This is a genomic window from Thermodesulfobacteriota bacterium (assembly GCA_031082315.1).
In the GTDB taxonomy this organism is placed as follows: Bacteria; Desulfobacterota; QYQD01; order QYQD01; family QYQD01; genus QYQD01.
Map to the genome: position 1 here is coordinate 142394 of JAVHLC010000006.1, position 22688 is coordinate 165081.

The 22688-nt window shown below is 50.5% G+C and carries 19 protein-coding genes; 12 read left to right on the plus strand and 7 right to left on the minus strand.

Translation table 11 applies throughout. From position 1 onward, the window contains the following. Positions 1–3: 3 nt before the first annotated feature. From hxlB to RDU59_07415, 6 genes are all read left to right on the plus strand, one after another. Complete coding sequence (gene hxlB / locus RDU59_07390) at positions 4–567, plus strand: 6-phospho-3-hexuloisomerase (GenBank protein MDQ7838300.1); 564 nt, start codon at positions 4–6, stop codon at positions 565–567. A gap of 2 nt (positions 568–569) precedes the next feature. Further along, a complete protein-coding gene (hxlA, locus tag RDU59_07395; GenBank protein MDQ7838301.1) occupies positions 570–1859 on the plus strand; it encodes a 3-hexulose-6-phosphate synthase in 1290 nt (429 codons plus the stop codon). 514 nt (positions 1860–2373) lie between these two features. After that, positions 2374–3471, plus strand: coding sequence for a hypothetical protein (locus tag RDU59_07400; protein MDQ7838302.1), 1098 nt, complete (start codon positions 2374–2376; stop codon positions 3469–3471). Between the two features lie 469 nt (positions 3472–3940). Continuing rightward, positions 3941–4975 (plus strand): energy-coupling factor ABC transporter permease, encoded by a 1035-nt coding sequence (locus RDU59_07405; GenBank protein ID MDQ7838303.1) that lies wholly within the window; start codon positions 3941–3943, stop codon positions 4973–4975. Between the two features lie 48 nt (positions 4976–5023). Continuing rightward, entirely contained in the window at positions 5024–5842 is an 819-nt protein-coding gene (gene cbiQ / locus RDU59_07410; GenBank protein ID MDQ7838304.1) for a cobalt ECF transporter T component CbiQ, read from the plus strand. A gap of 143 nt (positions 5843–5985) precedes the next feature. Further along, positions 5986–6798 (plus strand): ABC transporter ATP-binding protein, encoded by an 813-nt coding sequence (locus RDU59_07415; protein ID MDQ7838305.1) that lies wholly within the window; start codon positions 5986–5988, stop codon positions 6796–6798. Here RDU59_07415 and pyk read toward each other — a convergent pair. Beyond that, the gene (gene pyk / locus RDU59_07420; GenBank protein ID MDQ7838306.1) at positions 6727–8145 is read right to left on the minus strand and encodes a pyruvate kinase; all 1419 of its coding nucleotides are present in this window, start codon (positions 8143–8145) and stop codon (positions 6727–6729) included. The genes RDU59_07415 and pyk overlap by 72 nt on opposite strands. Positions 8146–8429: 284 nt before the next feature. On the opposite strand from pyk, the gene RDU59_07425 reads away from it, so the two are divergent. Further along, the gene (locus RDU59_07425) at positions 8430–8648 is read left to right on the plus strand and encodes a NifU family protein (protein MDQ7838307.1); all 219 of its coding nucleotides are present in this window, start codon (positions 8430–8432) and stop codon (positions 8646–8648) included. A gap of 4 nt (positions 8649–8652) precedes the next feature. Here RDU59_07425 and RDU59_07430 read toward each other — a convergent pair whose 3' ends face one another. Further along, positions 8653–9129, minus strand: a complete 477-nt coding sequence (locus RDU59_07430; GenBank protein ID MDQ7838308.1) for a 23S rRNA (pseudouridine(1915)-N(3))-methyltransferase RlmH — start codon at positions 9127–9129, stop codon at positions 8653–8655. Positions 9130–9395: 266 nt separating this feature from the next. On the opposite strand from RDU59_07430, the gene RDU59_07435 reads away from it, so the two are divergent. Next, entirely contained in the window at positions 9396–9638 is a 243-nt protein-coding gene (locus tag RDU59_07435; GenBank protein ID MDQ7838309.1) for a hypothetical protein, read from the plus strand. A 150-nt stretch (positions 9639–9788) separates the two neighbouring features. Here the strand turns inward: RDU59_07435 and nadE are convergent, their stop codons facing one another. From nadE to RDU59_07450, 3 genes are read right to left on the minus strand one after another with little or no spacing between them, the layout of a single operon-like run. Next, on the minus strand, positions 9789–10523 hold the full coding sequence (nadE, locus tag RDU59_07440) for an NAD(+) synthase (protein MDQ7838310.1): 735 nt from the start codon (positions 10521–10523) through the stop codon (positions 9789–9791). After that, on the minus strand, positions 10520–12400 hold the full coding sequence (gene mnmG / locus RDU59_07445; GenBank protein MDQ7838311.1) for a tRNA uridine-5-carboxymethylaminomethyl(34) synthesis enzyme MnmG: 1881 nt from the start codon (positions 12398–12400) through the stop codon (positions 10520–10522). The genes nadE and mnmG overlap by 4 nt, the downstream gene beginning before the upstream one ends. Before the next feature lie 42 nt (positions 12401–12442). After that, positions 12443–15094, minus strand: coding sequence for an adenylate/guanylate cyclase domain-containing protein (locus tag RDU59_07450; protein MDQ7838312.1), 2652 nt, complete (start codon positions 15092–15094; stop codon positions 12443–12445). 358 nt (positions 15095–15452) lie between these two features. Here RDU59_07450 and RDU59_07455 point away from each other — a divergent pair, with 358 nt between their 5' ends. The 3 genes from RDU59_07455 to RDU59_07465 all read left to right on the plus strand — a co-directional run bounded on the left by RDU59_07455 (position 15453) and on the right by RDU59_07465 (position 18997). Next, entirely contained in the window at positions 15453–16796 is a 1344-nt protein-coding gene (locus RDU59_07455; GenBank protein MDQ7838313.1) for an ATP-binding protein, read from the plus strand. 110 nt (positions 16797–16906) lie between these two features. Continuing rightward, complete coding sequence (locus RDU59_07460) at positions 16907–17530, plus strand: DUF4124 domain-containing protein (protein ID MDQ7838314.1); 624 nt, start codon at positions 16907–16909, stop codon at positions 17528–17530. A gap of 645 nt (positions 17531–18175) precedes the next feature. After that, positions 18176–18997, plus strand: a complete 822-nt coding sequence (locus RDU59_07465) for a cytochrome c3 family protein (protein MDQ7838315.1) — start codon at positions 18176–18178, stop codon at positions 18995–18997. Positions 18998–19020: 23 nt separating this feature from the next. Here RDU59_07465 and RDU59_07470 read toward each other — a convergent pair whose 3' ends face one another. Next, positions 19021–19779, minus strand: a complete 759-nt coding sequence (locus RDU59_07470) for a hypothetical protein (GenBank protein ID MDQ7838316.1) — start codon at positions 19777–19779, stop codon at positions 19021–19023. Between the two features lie 394 nt (positions 19780–20173). On the opposite strand from RDU59_07470, the gene RDU59_07475 reads away from it, so the two are divergent. After that, positions 20174–21418 carry a cytochrome c3 family protein gene (locus tag RDU59_07475; protein MDQ7838317.1) on the plus strand — a complete coding sequence of 415 codons (1245 nt, stop codon included), beginning with the start codon at positions 20174–20176 and terminating at the stop codon, positions 21416–21418. Positions 21419–21494: 76 nt separating this feature from the next. On the opposite strand, the gene truA is transcribed toward RDU59_07475, so the two are convergent. After that, complete coding sequence (truA, locus tag RDU59_07480) at positions 21495–22322, minus strand: tRNA pseudouridine(38-40) synthase TruA (protein MDQ7838318.1); 828 nt, start codon at positions 22320–22322, stop codon at positions 21495–21497. Between the last annotated feature and the right edge of the window lie 366 nt (positions 22323–22688).

A 22688-nucleotide genomic window follows, 5' to 3' on the forward strand; every position in this document is an offset into this window, starting at 1 on the left:
GTTATGAAGAGCATGATTAATGATTGCCTGAAATATGTCCAGGAGGAGAACCGGAAACTTTTAAGCAAAATAGATGCGGCAGAGGCGGCAGGTCTCATAGAATGCTTAAACAGCGCACCGGCCATATTTTTTTCGGCCCAGGGACGTTCCGGTTATATACTCCGCGCTTTTTGCATGCGACTGATGCATTTGGGATATGATTGCTATTTCGTAGGCGAGACCATAACTCCTCCCATAAAAAAAGGCGCGCTGCTTGTGGTATTGTCCGGATCCGGCGAGACGGCCTTGCCCTGTGAAATAGTCAAAATAGCCAAACAGGCAGGCGCGCTTACCTATGCGATCTTAGGTGATGAAAAATCTCCTCTGGCCGGGTTATCCGATCGCCGGCTGGCGCTGCCAGGAGGAACAAAACGTATGAGGGATAAAGAGATGCCGTCGGGTCAACCCCCGGGGTCGCTTTTTGAGCAGTCGGCCTTCCTGTTCTTGGAGGCCATTATCCTGACCATCTACAGAGAGAAGGGCAGTGATTACCGGACCCTTCTGGCGCGTCATGCCAATCTGGAGTAAAGATGAAGCCTGTTTTGCAGTTAGCCCTGGATTTTGTAGATCTTAAACGGGCGATTAAGGTAGCGAAGGCTGCCCTGGCGGGAGGGGTGGACTGGCTGGAGGCCGGTACTCCCCTTATCAAGAGCGAAGGATTAGAGGCAGTCCGGGAACTCCGGCGGCTCTTTCCCCATGTGACCATTGTTGCCGACATGAAGGTCATGGACGCAGGGCGGATAGAGGTTGAGGCCGCGGCCAAGGCCGGGGCCAATATCGTCGATGTCCTCGGCGCCGCCAGCCCGGCTACTATCCGTGAATGTATCCAGGCCGGCAAGAATTACGGCGCCAGAATTGTGGTAGATCTCATTGCTGTCCCCGATCCGGTCAGCCGCGCCCGTGAGGCCGAGGAATGGGGGGCTGACTTTGTTACTGTGCACTGTTCTATTGATGAGCAGATGGAGGGGAAAGACCCCTTTGCGGCGCTCCGCCAGGTCAGCGCGGCCCTTACCATACCCGTAGGCGTAGCCGGCGGCATAAATTCAGAGACGGCCTTCCTGGCTGTAGAGGCCGGGGCGTCTATAGTGATTGTGGGCGGGGCTGTTACCAAGGCTGCTGATCCCAAGAAGGCGGCCTCGGCTATCAAGAAGGCCATTACCGAAAAGGCGGCTGTCCCCACGCGTCTTTTCAAACGGGTTACCGGGGCTGAAATCAATACGGTATTAAGCCAGGTTTCCACAGCCAACCTCTCTGACGCCCTGCATCGTGGCGGCGTGGTGCACGGACTGCGCCCCCTTTTTCCGGGCATCAGGATGTTTGGCCGGGTGCTTACGGTGCGGACCTACCCCGGTGACTGGGCCAAGCCGGTCGAGGCCATAGATATTGCCTCTAAAGGCGAGGTTATAGTCATTGATGCCGGAGGCGTGGGGCCGGCGATATGGGGGGAACTGGCCACACATTCGGCAATACAGAAAGGTCTGGCCGGTGTGGTTATAGATGGCGCTATCCGGGATACTCGCGATATAAAGGAACTGAAATTTCCGGCCTTCAGTAAATTGATAATGCCCAACGCCGGCGAGCCGAAAGGCTTCGGCGAGATCGGCATACCGATTAATATCGGCACAGTAAGAATAGAAAGCGGGGACTGGATACTGGGCGATGACGACGGCCTTGTGGTTTTGCCAAAGGCCATAGCCGCTGAATACGCCAACCGGGCCATGGATGTCCTGGAGAAGGAAAACCGCTTGCGGGCCGAGATTAAAGAAGGCGGCACGCTGGCGAAGATAGCCGAACTCCTGCGCTGGGAGAAACAGGGCTGAGACAGCATACCAGCGCCTCCCACGATTGAAGATCCCCACAGCCCGCCAGTGTCGGACCTGGATGGCAAGCAGCGGGGAATCCCTCGCTATGCATGTTCAATCCAAAGGGCTTTTCACTCCCGGTTTTGTTCTTTCTCGTGTAGTGCGTCATAAGTCCCTTTACTTTGATTGTCATTCCAGGCTTGACTCCGTATCAAGTACGGAGCAGGCTCCGGGATCCAATCTTTTGTATCACTTTAGTATTTTGAAAATGCCGCAAGACCCAGGACAAAATCCCCCTCGCCCCCCTTTCCGAAAAGGGGGAATACAATCTCTGTTCCCAACCACGGGCAGATGCGTTCTTTACCTAAAACTTCGCCTCAGGCCTGACTTTGGCTACTTCGGGTGACGTAAAGAATTCGAAAGAGTAAAAGTTCAAGTTTTTTCCTGGAAAACCGATAATTATACATAATATAACCAATGCTGGAAAAAGGACTTTCCGGCATGTTCTCAAACTCAAGGAGGAGGACTGCTTATGGAAATTCAAGATTCAAGCATTGCTATGTTTAGCAATCGGACGTACCTTGAAAAGTATGAAAAAAGTGAAAGTCTGAAAATGTGGGTAGGGAACGTAAGGCCTGATTTTGAAGGCAATAATCAAGCGGCAGGACGCTTACCAGCCGAACATATCCCTAAGCCAAAAGATTACATTTTGGATTTGTCGGTCAAGGCAAAAGAGGCACAGCCGGCACAAAAAAACGGAATAATCGATGGTGAACTAAGCGGTGAGGACCAAATTAAAGTAAAACTTATAGAAAAACTTTTAGAAGCCCTAACAGGCAAAAAGATCAAAATTAGGATCCTCGTCAAACTTGAAGAAGGTGGAGAAGAATGTTCTGAATTAAAAGGCAAAGTATCTGATCTGCAGAATCAGCAGCAACAGGGACAAGCCCCTGAAAGGCAAGGCTGGGGAATTGAGTACGATTATCATGAAGTTCGTTACGAATATGAGGAAACATCACTTTCAGCAGAAGGAATTATCAAAACCGAGGATGGAAAGGAAATAAATTTCTCTGTGAATATCAATATGAGCCGGGAGTTCGTGCAGGAACAAGATATCCATATCAGAGCCGGGGATGCCGCAAAGATTGATCCTCTTGTAATAAATTACGGCGGTTTAGCCGCCGAATTAACAGACACAAAATTCAGTTTTGATTTAGACTCCGATGGAAACAAAGATAATATTTCATTTGTTAGTCCGGGCAGTGGATTTCTTGCCATAGACAAAAATAACGACCAAATAATTAACAATGGCAGTGAACTGTTCGGGCCAAGCAGCGGGGATGGATTCGCTGAGCTGGCTCAATATAACGAGGATGGCAACCAGTGGATAGATGAAAACGATTCAATATTTGACAAACTGCGCATTTGGTCAAAAGACGCTCAGGGCAACGACTACTTGTTTGCACTGGGACAAAAGGGTATCGGAGCATTATATCTGGGTAACTTAAATACACAATTTGCAGTTAAGAATGACGCCAATGAAGTTCAAGGAGAAGTAAAATCCACAGGGTTATATGTAACAGAAAATGGAACGGTGGGAACTGTTCAACAGCTAGACTTAACTATATGACTGTCGTAACTTACTGGGGCTGTCTCAAAAGAGTGCTGATTACGGTCATGAATTTATGCAATTTATAGTTTCACCAAACTTAATTGATTATCCGGCGCCAATTTTCTCCCTCGCAGTAATGCCCTCCCCTGTTGACAGATGACCGGGTTATGCCAGCTAATTTGGCAACTGTAGTACCATTCATCCCCGGTTCCTAACCAGCCCGGACATACCGGGCTTCCTGCTCTTACCCCCTGCGGCTGTTTGCTTGAAGCCGATAACACCGTTCCAATTGTTCATTTTGCCCTTTAAGAAGGGAGCAAGAGTAGCTTCAAAGGCTTCGCCTTCTGCTGGTCAATAATCGACAATGAGGAGTCGAGGGTTGAAGCCTTTCGGATATCGCAAACGGCTTTCCGCTTGACAGCGAACTAATTTCGCATTAAATAACACAAATAATATAATAGTAGCACAGCCAGAAGGAGAAATAATTATGCACATGGCCGATGCCTTATTATCTCCAGCCGTGGGCGCCACGTTTTGGGCCGCCAGCGGAGGGGCCATTATTTACGCAAGCAAAAAAGTGCGGCTGGAAATTGATGAGAAGAAAATCCCGCTCATGGGGGTTCTGGGAGCCTTTATCTTTGCCGCTCAGATGATAAACTTCACGATCCCCGGCACCGGCTCCAGCGGGCATCTGGGCGGGGGCATGATCCTGGCCATTCTTTTAGGCCCATACGCAGCGTTTCTCACCATAGCCTCGGTCTTGATTATCCAGGCCCTGTTCTTTGCCGACGGCGGCCTCATGGCCCTGGGGTGCAACATCTTTAATATGGGCGTCTTCCCCTGTTTTGTGGCCTATCCCTTGATTTATAAGAATATCGTTCGGGACAACCCCACCGCCGGAAAAATCACAGCAGCCTCGGTCAGCTCATCGGTCCTGGCCCTTCAGATGGGCGCATTTTCTGTGGTCTTACAAACTCTGCTTTCCGGCAGGTCCGAATTGCCCTTCATGTCGTTTGTCCTGGCCATGTTGCCGATTCATTTGGCCATCGGCGTAATTGAGGGATTCATAACGGCCGGTGTAGTAAATTTTGTAAGACAGATGCGGCCTGAGATATTGGAGGGAGCCGCGAAATCAAGGCCGCTGAGCGGGCTTCCCATACGAAATATACTGGCTTCCCTGGCGGTTCTGGCCTTATTAACCGGGGGCATACTTTCCTGGTTTGCATCCAGTTTTCCGGACGGCCTGGAATGGTCCATAGCAAAGGTCTATGGAAAGGCGGAACTGCCCGAATCTGCCCATAACCTTGGCCGCATCCTGGGTGGGCTCCAGGAAAAGTCCGCCTTTCTCCCCGATTATGGCTTTAAGGAACCATCTTCGCCGGAGAATGCGATACCCGAAACTTATAAGCCGGAACCCTGGCCCACGGTCAGCGCCGGCACTTCTGTATCCGGTGTGGTGGGAGCCGCGCTCACGGCCGGCCTGGCGCTGCTCATCGGGCTGGCCCTCAGAAAAAAGAGATAGATAGGAGCCTTAAGGGATTTGGCCCCAATGCCTGGTTCCTGAATCGACGTGGCCTCTTTTGATAGCGCATACTTTGATATTAAATACCTCGATACCCTGTCTTACCAGGATACCGCTATCCATCGGCTTGATCCCCGCGTCAAGCTGCTGACTACAGCGATTTTTATACTGACCGTGGTCTCTTTCTCCAAGTATGAACTGACGGGTCTGGCCCCTCTTCTTGTTTTTCCGGTTATCCTCGTATCCCGGGCTGCTCTGCCCGTGGGGCTATTGCTTAAAAAGATAGCGGCTGTCTCTCCGTTTGCCGTCCTGGTGGGGGCCTTTAACCCCCTGTTCGACCAACAGATTGAGCTGTACCTGGGCGGTGTGCCTGTCAGTGGGGGTTGGATTTCCTTCGCCTCTATCCTGATCCGCTTCATGTTAACGGTTTCCGCCGCGTTAATTCTCATAGCCACGACCTCTTTTCCGGGCATCTGCCTGGCCCTGGAAAGGCTAAAGGTACCAAGGGCGCTGATCGTACAGCTTTATTTCCTTTACTATTTTATATTCGTCCTCATGGATGAGGCCTTGCGTATGGTACGGGCCAGGAATATGCGGGCCTTTGACGGCCGGGGAACCGGGTTAAGGGTCTATGTCCATCTCCTGGGGGCCTTGTTTCTAAGGGCCGTGGACAGGGCGGAGCGCGTCCATCAGGCCATGTTCAGCCGTGCCTTTAACGGTCATTTTTATGCGGCAAGGCGCAGCGGCATCACCTGTCAGGATGGCATCTTTTTCCTGGCCTGGACGACCTTTTTTGTCCTGTGCCGGTGGTACAATATAAGCGAGATCATCGGCCAGGCGGCATTAAGGGTCATGCACATGATTTAGAATAGCGAGCAAATTCGCACGCCCAGGCGCATCTTTGACCGGGGCGAACTTTGCGCTTTCGGGAATCAGAAAACAGAATTCAGGAGTCAGGAGTCAGAATACCGATAGCTGAATGCTGATAGCTGACAGCTAATTGCAAAGTTATGAGTCACCATTTCATTGAGTTTACAGATGTCGGATACGTCTATCCCGATGGTACACGGGCGCTCTCCGGTATCTCATTTACCGTCCTGCATGGTGAATCCGTAGGTTTGGTGGGGTCCAATGGCGCGGGCAAATCGACCCTGCTCCTCCAGATAAACGGGTATCTTTTTCCGACCGAGGGGACGGTGAATGTCGGTAATGTCATTGTCTCCAGGGATACCGTAAACGATGTCCGGCGCAGGGTAGGCGTGGTCTTTCAAAATCCGGATGACCAGCTCTTTATGCCCAGGGTTTATGATGACGTGGCCTTTGGCCCCTTCAACCTGGGGTGGGACAGCAAGAAGGTGGAGGAAAAGACGCTGGAGGCATTGCAAACAGTAGGCTGTCTGGATTTGAAACACCGGCCGCCGCACAGGCTGTCTATAGGCCAAAAGCGAGCGGTCTCTATTGCTACCGTACTATCCATGGACCCGGATATCCTGGTCATGGACGAACCCTCTTCCAATCTTGATCCCAGGGCCAGGCGGCAGCTCATAAACCTGCTACGTACCTTTACGCACACCAGGATTATCGCCTCTCACGATCTCGATCTCATACTGGATACCTGTGAGCGTACCATCGTCCTGCACGCCGGACGCGTAGCAGCAGACGGGCCCACGCCGGATATCTTGCGGGATGACGCACTCCTTGCGGCAAATAACCTGGAGAGACCTCTTTCGCTACAGGGCAGGGCAGAAGAGTTATCCCACCCGGCGGAGGCGAAGGAGATTCGTCCCTCCGACTTCCATAGACGAGCCGGCCATAACCACTAAGTGGTCACCCTTGTTGATCAACCCTTCGACTAAGAGTTTGTTTTCCATTTCTCGAATGGCCTCTTGGGTATCGCGGGCGAAATCCATCAGGATAGGAATGGTCCCCCAGTAAAGAGAACCCCGCCGGCACGTCTCCTCGTGCGGAGTGAGGGCTATAATCGGGCATTCGGGCCTGTATTTGGAGATAAGGCGGGCCGTAAAGCCCGTCTCGGTGAAGGCGATGATAAACTTAGCGCCGATTTCCCTGGAGCTGTGATAAGCGGCGTGGCATATCGCCTGGGCAAAGGAAATGACCGTATCTGCCGGGACATCGCGGTGGCCCAAACGAAAGTACGGCGTTTTTTCGGCCTCCTCAATGATGCGGGCCATCATCTCCACGGCTTGGACCGGATACTTCCCGAAGGCGGTTTCCCCGGAGAGCATTACGGCGTCGCTTCCGTCAAAAATAGCGTTGGCCACATCCGATGCCTCGGCGCGGGTCGGTGTGGGGTGCACCATCATGGAATCAAGCATCTGGGTGGCCGTTATGGCCGGTACACCCTGATGGTGACACTTTTCGATGATACGCTTCTGAAGGGCAGGGACTTTGGCCGGCGAGATTTCCACCCCCAGATCGCCACGGGCCACCATGATGCTATCCGCCAGGGCTATTATGGCATCGAGCTTTTCCACGGCCTCCGGCTTTTCCAGCTTGGCTATAACCGGAACCCGTTTGTCGCCTATCACTTCCTTTATTTCAATTATATCCCGTGGATCACGGACAAAGGAAAGGGCTATATAATCCACCCCATTTTCCAGTCCAAAGCGCAGGTCTTCTCTATCCTTAGCCGTAAGCGCCGGCTCCGAGATACGTACTCCGGGGAGGTTGATCCCCTTGCGATCGTAAAGCACGCCGCCGTTTACTACCTCGCAGGTTACGTCTTCCGTATCTGTTTCCAGGACACGGAGTTTGATTAAGCCATCGTCGATGAGGATAAAATCGCCGGGATGAACATCCCGGGCCAGCTTGCTATAAGAAGTAGAAACACCGGTCTCGTCCCCCGGTCTGGGCCTTGTGGATATGATAAAACGTCCGCCCGGTACGAGGTTTGCCGGACCATGGGCAAAAGTCCCGATGCGTATTTTGGGCCCCTGGAGATCCTGCAATATGGCGATGGGCCTCCTTAATCCGGCCGAGACCCGCCGAATAAGCGTAATGTTTCTTAGATGGTCATCATGGGTGCCGTGCGAAAAATTAAGCCGGGCGACGTCCATACCGGCCTGAGCCAGTTGAGAGATGACTTCCTCGGATTGCGAGGCCGGGCCGATGGTGCAGATGATCTTTGCCTTGCGTTTCATATCGGCCATGATAGACCACACTATGCTAAAAGTCAAAGAACGTTTTGGGGTAATATTTTAGGTTTTTGAAGATATACCTAAGCAAGGCGCTATAATAGCCAAAATCCCCCTCAATCCCCCTTTGGGAAAGGGGGAAGCGTTTCTCCTCCCTTTGAAAAAGGGAGGTTGGGAGGGATTTAAGAATACTCTTTCAAACAGCTAAACTGATACGTTTAGGAAATGTTTTTTTATTGGCAATTTTTCGGGGGTGTGTTAGGTTTTAACCCTCTTATTTCTATCCGGAGGCTAATTAAATGAAGGAACAAGTGCAAAGCGTATTGGACAAAATCAGGCCGGTTTTACAGAAAGACGGCGGCGATGTCGAATTGGTGGATGTCAAAGATGGAGTAGTTTCAGTCCGCCTCACCGGCGCCTGTAAGGGCTGTCCCATGTCTCAGATGACCCTTAAAAACGGTATTGAAAAATACCTCAAGAAAGAGATACCGGAAGTAGTCAGCGTCGAGTCTGTCTAGCCGGTTATTTATGGTACTTCTCACCGGCCTTTATCGTGTAAGCCCGATAAACTTGCTCGAAGAGTATAAGGCGGCACATCTCATGCGTAAGGGTAAGTTTTGAGAGTGAAAGGATAAAGTGGCACTCCTTGAGCAGGGTGGGTGAAAGGCCCAAAGGGCCACCGGTTATGAAAATAATCTCTTCCCGGCCCTGCCTTTCGAGGTCGGTCAAAAATCGGGCCAGATCGACGGACGAAAGCTGTTTCCCTGTGCTGTCGAGGGCTATGCGATAAGCAGCGGGGTTTATTCTGGTCAGGATATCTCTACTTTCAGCCTCAATAACCTTGTTTGTGTCCGCTTTAGGTCCAATCTTCCCGGCTTTCACAACCCTGCCCTCAGTAGAAACGTAGCGTCTCAGGCGATGCAGGTACTCATCTATTCCCATCTGAATAAATCGCTCTTTTGTCTTGCCCACAAAAAAGAAGCCTAGCTTCGTGGCCATGATCTATTGCCTCTCCGCTGTCTATAAATGCCCCCTCTCTCCTTTTGAAAAAGAAAGGCAGAGTATATTGCTAAAGAGAAAAATAATTCCACAAAAATGGAAAAAAAGTACCCTTATTAAGGAAAAAATGTTTCTTAGGGCATAATATCGATTATCAAAAATTTATGCTAACCTATTGTATTTACATTATTTATTAATTAGGGCTGATTATCTGGCATTGAATTTGCGTTCAATATATGCATCTATCTGATAAGGAAGTAAGGATTATGCGTAAAAGTTACATTTTTGTTATATTACTGGCCCTATTTCCTATAGGGGCTACCCTATCATACACAGACGGCGAATCACAGGGGTATTACTATAAGGCCTATTCTCCGGCTCAAGTCAAAAAGATGATGCGATATCACGGTACCTTGGCCGCTAAATTTGACGGACAGACCTGGTGGTTCCAGAAAAACGGGCACTGGACCCGTCTGGATACGGACGATGCCAGGAGAAGATGTATATAGTTTTCATCCGGAAAAGCCAAGATTTCCGTATGGAGCAGTCAGCATTCAGCTATCAGCTCTCAGCTTAACATGCTGTTGTCTTGATTTTTTGCTGACGGCTGATGGCTGAAAGCGTGAATCCGGAAACGGTAGTTTCCGGATGAACACTATCTAAGCTTTTTCCCTATAATAAATCGGAAGAGGCGAGCGCTTGTGCTCCGAGGCCGTCATCATAGCGTTAACCTTGTTTTTCACCTGCGAAGCAAGGTCAGATGTGGTTTTCTCATCAAGTCCTTTCAGATAATTATCTATCTCCTCATAGGTCACGCCCATCTCCGACTCATCTGTCTGTCCGGCCCAGAGTCCGGCTGAGGGCGGTTTGTCGATAATAACCTGGGGAACCTTCAGACTGCGGGCCAGCTCCCTTACTTCACGTTTCAAAAAATCTCCCAGGGGTAATATATCTACCCCGCCATCACCATACTTCGTAAAGTACCCGACGCTGATCTCGCTCTTATTGCCGGTGCCGACCACCAGATAATGATTAAGGTTTGCAAAATAATAAAGCGTCATCATGCGCAGGCGTGGTTTAAGGTTGGCGTAAGCCGGTTGAGTCCCTTCGGGCAACATGGCCTTAAGGCTATCAAAAACGGGGCTGAGATCAACCGTTAGCGTTTTAATCTGAAAAGCGTCTGCCACCAGCCGGGCATGGGCGATGTCCTCATCCAGACTGTGGCAGGGCATAATGAGGCCGAGGGCATCTTTACCCGTCGCCTCCTTGCAGAGGGCAGCCACCACCGCCGAGTCAACCCCGCCGCTCAATCCAAAAACAGTGCCCCTTCCCCCTGCCCTTCCGACCTGTTCCCTTATCCAGTTAGAAACGGCCGGGGCCTGATTCTGACTCATAGCGCATAACCTCTCTTTTTAAGATGAATGTGAAGGATGGAAACAGCCGCCGGCGTGATGCCCGAAATGCGTGCGGCCTGTCCGAGAGAGCGGGGACGGATACGATCCAGCTTCTCCTGTACCTCCCGCGATATACCCGGAAGCGTTCTGAAATCTATATCTTCCGGGACCAGACAACCTTCCAGCTTCTTGAAACGCTCTACCTGTTCAGCCTGTCTCCGCACATAACCTTCATACTTAATCGTGACCTCCAGCTCGCCGGCCACCTCCGGCGGCAGATCGGCTAAAGGAGGGTACAATGGAATAATATCCTTCAGGGACAACTCGGGGCGGCGCAGAAGATCAGCCAGCGAAGTGATGTTTTTAAGCGGGGCGCTGTTACGGCTCTTCAGCCAATCGTTGTTGGCGGTATTAGGCGGGAGTTTGATCCCGTGTAATCCGGCTAATGCCTCTTCTATCTTCTTCTTTTTTGCCTGGCAGATGGCATAGGCATTGTCTGTAACCAGGCCGACAGCACGGCCGAGCTCCGTAAGCCGGAGATCGGCGTTGTCTTCACGTAAAAGGAGACGGTATTCGGCCCGGGAGGTGAACATGCGATAAGGCTCATTGGTGCCTTTGGTAACCAGGTCATCGATAAGAACGCCGATATAGGCCTGCGAACGATCCAGGATAACCGGCTCCCTGCCCTCCACATAACAAACCGCATTTATGCCCGCCATCAGGCCCTGGGCGGCCGCCTCTTCATAACCGCTGGTGCCATTTATTTGACCGGCATGGAACAGCCCGTGTACCGGCTTGGTTTCCAAAGACGGCTTTAGCTGTTGAGGGTCAACATAGTCATACTCTATGGCGTAGCCGGGCCGTATAACCTCCACCTTCTCCAATCCCGGAATAGTCCGGAGCATGGCCAGTTGTATATCCACCGGCAGGCTGGTGGCGGTGCCGTTAGGGTAAATCTCTGTAGTATCAAGTCCCTCAGGCTCAAGAAATATCTGATGGCGCTCCTTATCCGCAAAACGCACCACCTTATCCTCGATAGATGGGCAATAGCGCGCGCCCACACCTTCTATAACGCCGGTAAAAAGCGGAGAACGGTCCAGCCCCTGCCGGATAACCTCATGGGTGCGCTCGTTGGTATAAGTTATATAGCAGGGCGCCTGTTTCTGCCTGGCCCCCTTGCTTCGAAAAGAAAAGAGGTGTGGCGGGTCGTCTCCATGCTGGGCTTCCAGCTTACTGAAGTCGATAGTTTTGCCGTCCAGACGCGGAGTGGTGCCTGTCTTCAATCTGCCGATAGCAAACCCCAAGTCTTTAAGGCACTGGGAAAGATGCTGGGAGGGAGGATCGCCCATCCGCCCGGCCGCAAACTGTTTGAGGCCGATATGGATGAGGCCATTCAAAAAGGTGCCCGTAGTCAGGATAACCGCCTTCCCCCCGATCCTTTCGCCCACAGAGGTCTCAAGCCCCCTGACTGCACTATTCTCTACTATGAGGTTATCCGCCATGGCCTGCTTGATGTCCAGGTTGACCTGGTTTTCCAGAACCGATTTCATGCGCAGCCGATAAAGGAGCCGGTCCACCTGGGCTCGCGAGGACCAGACGGCCGGGCCCTTCTTGGTGTTCAGACGCCGGAACTGGATGGCAGTCTCATCGGTATTTATGGCCATCTCCCCGCCCAGGGCGTCAATTTCCTTGACCAGGTGGCCCTTGGCCAGGCCGCCGATAGCAGGATTGCAGGACATAGCCCCGATGGTATCGATATTTATAGTAATGAGCAGGGTAGGATGCCCTAAACGGGCCGCGGCCAGGGCCGCCTCGCAGCCGGCGTGTCCGGCGCCAACGACGATGATATCATAAACCCTGGGATACATAGTTGACATGGGACGAAATTAAACAAAAAGCGGTGCCTTGTCAACTTTACATCAGGATCGCCAGATGTCTTTAAAGGTCTGCGCCACTGCCGTGAGAAATCCGGCTATGCCCCCGATGAACAGAACACCTTTTTGATGTTGCCAGAGGTCATTGAAGGTATTCCATTCAAATACCGGATAGAGACGGTTTACATAAAAAAGAATAACGGGGTACACGGCTATCCCCAGGATGAGCACTACGGCTTCTAATATCAATACGCGTTTCCCGAACTGCCGCAGGTTCCGGAAAAGATTCTCCGTTAGTTCCATCTTATGCACGACAGAAACCATTTCCTTCAGGTCCGCTGCCATCTCATCCACAAGGGTTCGAGCCCGCTTAAACAGACTGGCCTCATCTCTTCCGGCCAGGGCCGCCGCATAATTTAACTTCTCCCGGATCTGCTGCAACCGGGGCTCTACGACCTTGAAAAGCCCCTTAAGCGGGTATGCCTTCCAGTAGAGCTCATATCCTTTTATCTGATGACCATATAATAAGATTATCTTGTGAAAGCCTGCCCTCATATTGATAAGAACCTGACGACAACGGCTGGCAAGCGAACGGGCGATATCTTCAGCCTCTGTATAGCCCAAATAGCTGTTTTGTGCCATGAGTTGCCTCATCTTATCTGCCAGCGTCCTGTTTTCCTTGTAGGCCTCTTCTTCTTTTTCCAACCAGTCATCAAGGACATTAATCGCGGTCTCGGCCCGCTGAACGGCATCGGTGGCGCTGAGTCGTGACTCTTCAAGCATCCCGGCCAGGAGCGGCTCCAGGATTCTCTGCATCGAAAGCAATTGAGGGTCAATGAGGGCGGGCAGGAAAAAGTCTTTTTGTTGCAATATAATGTTTTTTAACCTGCTCATGGCCGAGTCGTAAAGGCCCATCTTAGTGAGCAGCGCCACCTTGCGATAATGGGCCTCTACGCACTGGGGTTCAAGAAATATAATACTGTTTATCAGCTCCTCTGCCTTGCCATAATCTTCAAGTATCTCATGGATACGGGCAACCAAAAAAAGTGTATAAATGCGTTGTAAGGGATTATTTGAAAGTTCCCGCGCCCTTTCAAACTGGTAAAGGGCCTCATAATGGTTTTCCTTTTCCAGATGGAGAAATCCCTTGAGCATGTAAAGCCTGTAGTCTCTGCCGCTTTTATCCTCACCTGCTTTTAAAAAATGTTCAGTTTTTTCCAGCTGTCCTACGCGGAGGCAATCCATGGCCAGCCACAACGTCCCGCCTTCCTCTTTCTGCCCGCTCTCGGCACCCAGGAACCTATTCCAGCCGGTGGCCTCTGCCCGCCAGACCCGCCGTACAAATCTCAGTTGATATATCTCCATAAGATCAAAAAAGGCGTGATAAGCTATCTGCGCCTCATTCTGTTCGGAAATAGACTGCAGGTCACTCTCTTTAAGGTTAGCCAGGCCTTCGTTGTATTGTTCCGGGTTGTTGAATGCCCGGGAAAAACACCGGCTCACCCTGTCAAGGGATAAGTGGCCTATTTGCGTAAGGGTCTTGGCTGGAAGTTGCAGATTTTTTGAGGGGCAGGCGCTTAAGTGGTGGCGACGCGAGCCACAGTAAAAACACTCCCTTCTGTTGCCCAAGGCCATGATCTCACGATGTGGGAAAAGTACTCTATCTTCTATAAGGCCTGCACCGTCTGTCTCCACACGGTAAATGTCCTTGCCGTGCGGAACCAGCTTAAAATCGCAGTCTCCCGGCCTGTTTTCCAGCCAGGAATCATAGGCCGGCTTTGTCAGGTAAACAACATCCGGTTTTAAGTTTTCCCATCCTATGGACAACGCTCCAACAAAGGAGTCATCTTTACAGTTCGTTGTATCTTTATGCAGAATAATCTGAAGGGGGAGGCTCTCCAGGGGTGTTTCCATTAAATACTTGCCCCGCAGGGCAACCAACAGATCAAGAAGGCGCGATAAAGTCTCGGGCAGATTGTCATAGCAGGAAAATATCATCTTATTTTCCAGAATCCTGGTTTCAGTGGCCCCTTCATTCAGGTAGCTATATACAGCCTGGAGAAAAAACGGCCACTTTTTGCCAAAAGCCTTCTCACCAAGAAATGGAACCGGATTGACCAGAATGATAATGTTGGTTACGGGCAATAGATCCAAATCGTCTTCCCACAATACCCGATAGACCCCCTGGCCCGGCAAATCGGAGTCGTCACCCGGAGACACCTCTTCATAACGAAGCGGCAACCCGTTGCCAATAATTAATCTTACCTCCTCACTCACATAGATAGTATCTGATTCCGCCAGAGGTAATATTTTGGCGGCGACATTGACTACATCCCCAAAAATATCCTCCTGTTCGATAAGACCGTCACCGTAATGGGCAGCTATCCGGATACGGATTTTGTGATTTGGCGGTTGGTTTAAGTTAAATTGAGTCAGTCTCTTCTGCATCTTTATCGCTGATTTTATGGCCTCAGCGGGATTTAAAAAGTAAGCCATGATAGAGTCGCCGACCGTCTTGACTACAAGACCGCTGTGTTCCTTAATGATTGGGATGAGCATCTTATTATGCTCTTCGAGCATCCGGCGTCCGGCCAGGTTACCGTATGTCTTGAAAAAGAGGCTGGAGGCGACTATATCCGTAAAAACAACCGTTATCTTCCGGGTAAGCGGCGGTATTTTTTGGTCTGCAATAGCCATTTAAGACATCCTGTTTAAAGACAGTCCACTCCGGTGGAATGTATTCATCTGTTTTTATCGGCATCCTGGGCTAAGATTTTAAATTCCTTTACGAGCTTATACCTTTTTGGTTGTATTCCTGACCCCAAAACTGATACAATTGTTTCGCTCCGTCCGTCCATGGCGGTAAAATAGCCACAGGTTTCACGGAGAAAATTAAAGATTTTCCAAGGAACAAAAAGAAAACAATAGTGTCAGTTGATTATTGAGCTTTGGGATTTGTCATTGATTTGAACTTTAAACTTATTAATACCTTTTTGTTTCTCTGTGTGCTCTGTGGTTAATCTGACAACACAAACAGCGCTCCCGGGAGATGATTATGAAGCCTGAAGACCTGGCTGCATCAATGAAGATCGACTTTCAAGCCGGACATATCCATCTGGGTAGAAATCGTTTCCTGCTCTTTTCCACGGATGGGCTGGGTTTTTTAAGAAAGGATCTTATTAACACCTTGGGCGACGAGATAACCAAGGGGGTCCTCTTCCGGTTAGGGTACCAGGCCGGTTATGTAGAGGCTGTCAATCTGGCCAAGGACTTTTCCTGGGAAAACGACCGGGAACGGCTGCAGGCAGTCTGCGATTTACACACTATAAAGGGCCTGGCCCAGCCTGTTGACATCAAAATAGCGGTTGCCCCTGACAAAAAACATCTCTATATGGAAGGAAAGTGGCTGGATTCCTTTGAGGTCGAGCAACACCTCAAACATTTCGGGCTGGAAAAACATAGCGTATGCTGGACCCTGGAAGGCTTGGTATCGGGCTATGTCAGCGCCGTTATCGGTCATACCGCCCTCTGTTTAGAAACAGCCTGTCGCGGCAAAGGCGACCCCGCCTGTTCCTGGCAGGTAAAGCCGGCTGCGGATTGGGGAAAGACAGGCAAGGAAATGTCCGATTTTCTCCGTTCCATTGATATCAGAGGACGTATAGACCTCTTGGAACAGATCGTTGATGAAAAAACCAGGGCACTTAAAGAGACCCACGAATATCTCCTTAGGGCGGAAAAGTTGATCGCCATCGGACAGATCTCCGCCAAAATCGCCCATGAGATACGCAATCCGCTGACCGTTGTCGGCGGTTTTGCCAACCTGATCCAGCGCCGGACCAGGCTAAAAATGCCGGAAAAAAAATATGTGGAGATTATCATAAGCGAGGTCGGTCGCCTGGAACGCTTTTTAAATGATGTACTGACTTACTCTACGGAATTTCCTATAGAACAGCGTCAGTTAAATATCAACAAGTTGATTATAGATGTGTTGCTCCTCTTTGAAGATACACTTGCCAGGAGCGGCATTGCCGTGCATCAATACCTTGAAGAAGACATGCCCCTGGTATTAGGCGATAAGAAAAAGCTGGAGGAGGTTTTCATCCACCTGTTTTCTAATGCCGTAAGTGCTATGCCCAAGGGAGGACACCTCCGCATCATAACCAGCCACGTAGCGGATCCCCCGCCATCCCGCCTGCGCATTGAGATAGCCGATTCAGGAGTGGGCATACCCGCCGATGTCCTGGACAAAATATTTGAACCGTTCTTTACTACCAAGACCATAAGCAGTGGCCTGGGGCTTACTGTTTCCCGAGAGATATTAAAAAGGCATAACGGTACTATAAAGATATTGAGTGAGGTAGGCAAAGGCACTACTGTATTTGTTGAGCTCATACTCTGACCTTATCCCTCCTTTACTAAAACGGGGGCATCCCTTAAGCCCCCCTTTGGGGAAAGACGGGGTCCCATCAACTCCCCCTTTGGAAAAGGGGTATACAGGGGGATTTTCAGATGAAAATATCCTTTTGGTTTAAGCTGGTTATCGCTACAGTCTGTGTAATTTCTGCATCCATTTCCTTCGCCCAGGGTACGATATATAAATGGACAGACGAGAAGGGCGTAGTACATTACACAGATAATCCGGAAAATGTACCTTCCAAATTTAAAGGCTGCGCAGAGCAAAAAACCATAGATAGGCGGCTATCCCCGCCGCCCGCACCGGAGAAATCCGCAGCGCCGCCCGTATCACCTGTGCTGCCGCAAGTATCATCGGAGGAAAAGCCGGATACCCGCACCGATGTCAGGGGACGGAATAAAGAATGGTGGCTGGGGCAAAAGAAAAAGTGGCAGGATGAGGTCAAACGGTTAACCGAGCAAGTTAAAAAAAATAATGAAGATATAGTGACCTTACGCCGGGGAAGGGTACGACAGGGGACACGAACCGAAGAAGGCATCATCCTTAACCAGGGCCCGCTCATTGATGACTACCGGGAATTAAAGCGGTTGCAGGAGATCACGCCGGAACTGGAAGAAAAACTTCAAAAGGCCAAGTACATGCTTGAAGAGGACCTCATCCGGGATGCCTACCGCGCCAGTGTCCCGCCGGAATGGATTGAGGAACTGAAGAGTAAGTAACCAAGGGACGAGGCACATCGGCCTTGCGCTTAACCAACCCATAACAGCAACAATACCTGTCACTGACGTAGTTGTTGCCCTTTGCTCACCCATAGAAACAAATACAGGTCCACTCACCTGTTGCGGTTTAGTTTTAGGAAAAAGCGCAAATGGAAGTCTATTACCAATAGTGTGAAAAGTTTTTCTCAACCGAGGGAAATACTCTTCCACAAGACCGTGTTTTTTTCACTTGTAATTCATAACGTTTTAGAATATTAGATCAAAATGTGTGTAAGATTGCGCGTATAAACAATTTCCCTCGCAGCAATGAATTTGGCATATATATTGCGTAAAGCTTTCGGCATGCGCCTGACTCCCTCAAAAAACCATGTTTGTATGATCCTGCTTCTCTTATCGGCCCTTTTGCTGTTTATTCCTGCAGCAAGTTGGGCGTCTGTAAAAGGCGCCTGTGCGAATTGCCACACCATGCACAATTCGCAAAACGGTGCGGAAATATACACGGAAAGTGCAAAGCGCGGGGGTCCGGGCTACAACTTGCTGAACACAACGTGCATTGGCTGCCACTCCTCAACCGACGGCTCCCCGACAAAGCCACTTGGGGAGAGTACGATCCCTATTGTTCACAATACGGTTGAACCCGCACAGATGACGGCTGGGGGAAACTTCTACTACGTTCAACATAACGGCGACAATTACGGGCACAATGTGATAAGCGTGGATCAAACCCATTCTTCGGCGCCGGGCGCTTCGGAAACAAATGTCGGTTGCGGATTCGGCGGATGCCATGCATCTCTCGCCAGTATCCGGCTTGGCCCGGGATCCGACTGGTTACATAATCCTATCAGGGGCAATGGGTGTATAGGTTGCCATGTGCCCAGACACCACGCCACAGACCCGGCTCCAGGCGGCGTGGTAAAAGAAGAAAACGGGTGTTATCGCTTCCTGGGTAGGCCGGCCTGGGTATTTGACATCCCGCCGCATTCCAGCAGGCCGGGAGTGGAAGGAATTGAAGATCCTGACTGGGAACTGACGGTGGGCCAGGCAGATCACAATGAATACCGGGACGCTGATAAACCTGCTGCTCCATGCTCTCCGGGCTCTGCAAATCCTATGGGTATCAGCGACTTCTGCGCCGGGTGTCACCGGGACTATCACAGTTGGGACCTGCAGAATCGCAACCGTGATGCGGCCGGAAACTGGCTGAGACATCCGGCCGGAGATACCGAGATACCCAACCGGGGCGAATATGCCGCCCACACCGCCTATAATCCCCAGACGCCGGTCTCCCGTCCCGTTGTAAGTATCGTTTCCGGCACCGTAACCCCGGGAGTGGACAGGGTCATGTGCCTCTCCTGTCACCGGGTCCATGGCAGCCCTTATCCTGACATGCTAAGGTGGGATTACGAAAACATGGCAAAGGAAACCGGATGTTTTGTCTGTCATACGGCCAAAGATGACCATCTCTAATCCAAAAGAGGCATTCGGGGCAGTTAAAACCTGTTTTCTATTTCTTTGCGCATTATCTCATCTTCCGGAACATTTTCATCGAGTATCAATATTTGATGGCTGATCTGTTTGATCTCACCTCCCGGGGTCACGGTTACATCAAAGCGGCCCAGCCAGTGGCCTTCCTCCTTAGGAGAACATAAGTAGGTATTTTTTATCTTCCACGGGGTGCATAAGGCACCGCTCCCGCTTTCAATAATGATGTCCAGGCCGTCAACCTCTTTAGCGATGTCCGTATCCAGCCTGGTCCCCAGGTTAGACAGCATCACCACAAGGGAACACTCCTTTTTCAGCCTGGGAACAATGTCCCTAACCACGACCATAGGATCACTTACTACTATCTCCGGATGCCCCTTAATCTGTGCGATTCGATTACTCATAAGACCAAAGATGCCCACCTTACAGCCGCAAACATCTATGACAGTGAAGGATGGAGGCAAGGCTAAACCCGAATCAGCGCTTTTTAGATTTGTGGCCACAAAAGGGTACTTTTTTTCTTTTATCCTGGCGATCAGAAAGTCGCTATCCGCCCAGTCTTCCAGTCCAATATTTATGGCCTGATAACCCATGTCCATATAGCTTTCTAAGATAAAGTCCGCCCTTTCCCGGGCCAGCGGCAACTCACCCGGGGAATACTTGCACCTCCCAAAAAGGCTGTCGCCAGCATCGAGCAATAACACACAATTGCTGCGCCCCCTTATCTGCCCGATAGCCCCTGCCCGCCGGGCCAGACCGCCCAGCATCCTGTCGCCTCAACCCGGACAGGGCCTTACATGCCCCCATGTATTGCCCGAGTACAGTATTGTCAGGTGGCAGTCTTTATCTCCTGTGGGCTGATCAAAGGCAAGACATAAGCCACTGCAAGAGCATAAGATCAAAACAAAAAAGAAAGACAAAATGCCAGCCTTCATGACGCCTCCCATGGTGCACGACATCCCTTTCAATTAAGGATGCATATTCATCTATACTTTACGGCACAAGCCCACAAGAACATGACCCAGCGCGACTATTTTCCACCTGATCACATATGAAAATATTCTTTATTCACCTTGTTATTGACTTTCAGCCAACATGCCGATAAGTAAAATAACGCTTACATCAAGAAAGTTTTCCAGACTAACATCAATGCACTGCTCCATGCGTCTTAAACTGTTCCCAGGTGGTTGCCGCGTCATACTCCTATGTCTCGGCCTGTTGTTATCCGGGGCCGAAGCGCTCTTTGCCGGTACCTACTTTAACTCGGCCCATGGGAATACCGGCTACGGAGTCAACCGGAGCGCTACCGCTACCATTGGCTATACCAAAGGCCACTGTGGCCACTGCCATGAACAGCATGCCAGTATTGATGGAGAAGAACCTAATCCAGCCGGAGGAAGCGCCTCAAAATATGCCATCTTCGCGGATAATTTTACCAGTCAGACAGAGGGCTTTTGCTACTATTGCCATAAAGGGGCGGGTTCGGTGCAGGTATCCTTCGACCGGACAAATTATAGCTATAGTTACTGGTTTGGGGGTAATGTAACTCTCGCAACACCCAATAATATCTATGATACCTTTAACCCCGTATCCGGCTCTTCCCACAATCTCCAGGATGTACTTGACTTTGTAAAGACAAAATGGCCGGACACCTTCGGCAACGAATCAAACCCGTGTAACACCTGTCATAACCCGCATCTCTCTTCGAGAGGCTATCCTGTCGTCAGGCCGACGGACAGGGATAATATGTGGGGGGATGAACCCGGAGAGAAGATGAGTGACTTCGCCGCTGCCCATGGTGGGCAATATCATGCCCCATACCGCTATAATACCACCTCCACCTATGAACCTGATGGCTCGTCCACTACCGATGGTTCTAATCTGCCGGATTATGTGACCTTTTGCTCTGATTGTCACAATGCGACAAATGACATCTATAGTACGACACTGGGCAGAAACCTTCGCAAAGTCGATTTTGGTCAAACGCAGCGAACATGTTACCTGCCCGGTGATTATCACGGATCCATCACCCGCTGTTTTGGTGTGGACGGAAACACCACCGACCAGGGATGCGGATGTTCAGAGCCAAACTGTTCCAACTGGGGCAGCCTGAAAGACCCCTACCATACGGCCAATTACATTAATTTCATCCTCGGCTGTACCGACTGTCATGAACATCATGGGTCGCCCAGCCCTTATCTTCTCCGAAAATCCGTCAACGGAATCACTGTGGCGAGTTGGAGCGATCCACATTCCAGAGACCTTTGCCTCGCCTGCCATAACCACAATTCCCATTGTGGCGGCACAGGGTCTTGTCTTAACTGCCATTATCACACTGCCTACGTCAGGTGCTTTGCCTGCACCTGGTGCGTAGGAGCGGGCGGAGTTCACGGACATTCATTTTAGCACCTTCAACTGATTTAATACCCTACCACTTACAAATACCTACAAGACACAGACCCCGCCGGAATGGGTTAAGCAATTAAAGGGCAAGTAAGCGAAAAAACCTGGATTTTAAAAAAGTGGGCGGGATTTCTTCCGAACTGATAAATCCTTTTAGCTCTTCATCGTTGTAAAAGGCACGTTCAAAGAAAAGGCCGTGGGCTGGGGCAGTAAAACGGTTCAAGTTCACCGGCTCCACAAGAAAACGCCGCACCTCATCAACACTGAGGCTGCCATTTCCCACGGCAACCAGCACGCCGACGATCCGGCGGATCATCTTCCAGAGGAAATGGGAGCCGACAATACGGAAAAGGATGATGTCGTCAGTTTCGTGCAGCAACGTATTGTTGACCATAACCAAGGGAGACTTCTTCTTGATGGCCTGGTGGTCGGTAAAGGAGGAAAAGTCATTCATCCCGGTCAGTAAGGCTGACGCCTCCCGCATGACCGGCACCTTGAGGGGGTCTTTCACCCACCAGGCGTAATGCCTGCGGAAGACGGTTTTACGCTTGGCAATCTGATACAGGTAACTGCGTCCCACGCAATGATGACGGGCATGGAACTGGGAGCCCGCCCTTTCCACTTTCAGGACATTTATATCCTGGGGTAGAATGTCATTGAGCCGCCGGACGATCTCCTGCGGGCTGAGATCGGTCGCTGCCTCCAGGTGGGCAACGTACTCCAAGGCATGGACGCCGGCATCGGTACGCCCATTGCCCTGGATATCCACCTGCTCCCCGAAAAGTTCGCCTGCGCACCGCAAGAGACTCCCCTGGATGGTTTTTGCATCCTTCTGCTTCTGCCAGCCACTGTAACGGCTGCCATCGTACTCCAGAATGAGTTTAAATCGCTTGTGTTTCGTGGGCATACAAATATTACCGCCTTTTCCTTAATGAGCGGAGGGACTTTTTCAAAACGTCGCTCATGGCATCAAACCGGCTGTCTCTTTCATAAAAAATGAGTTTAAAAATATTCTATAGTAACGGCTCCAGTTATAGGCTAAGAAACAAACTCAAAAAGGCAAACTGAGGGGGTCAATGTTATTTACGGATAGGGGGTCAAATCTATTGATAATCAACAAGATACGATCGGCCTCTACCCCATTGAGTAGAGCCTACTCCTATAATAAGCAATGTCAAGCCATATTCGGCGGTGCGAATTGCCTCAAATTAAATGTTGCCCAGCGAGTAATTAAAAGGGGATCGTTGACTCATAATTAAGTGTTACCGAACGC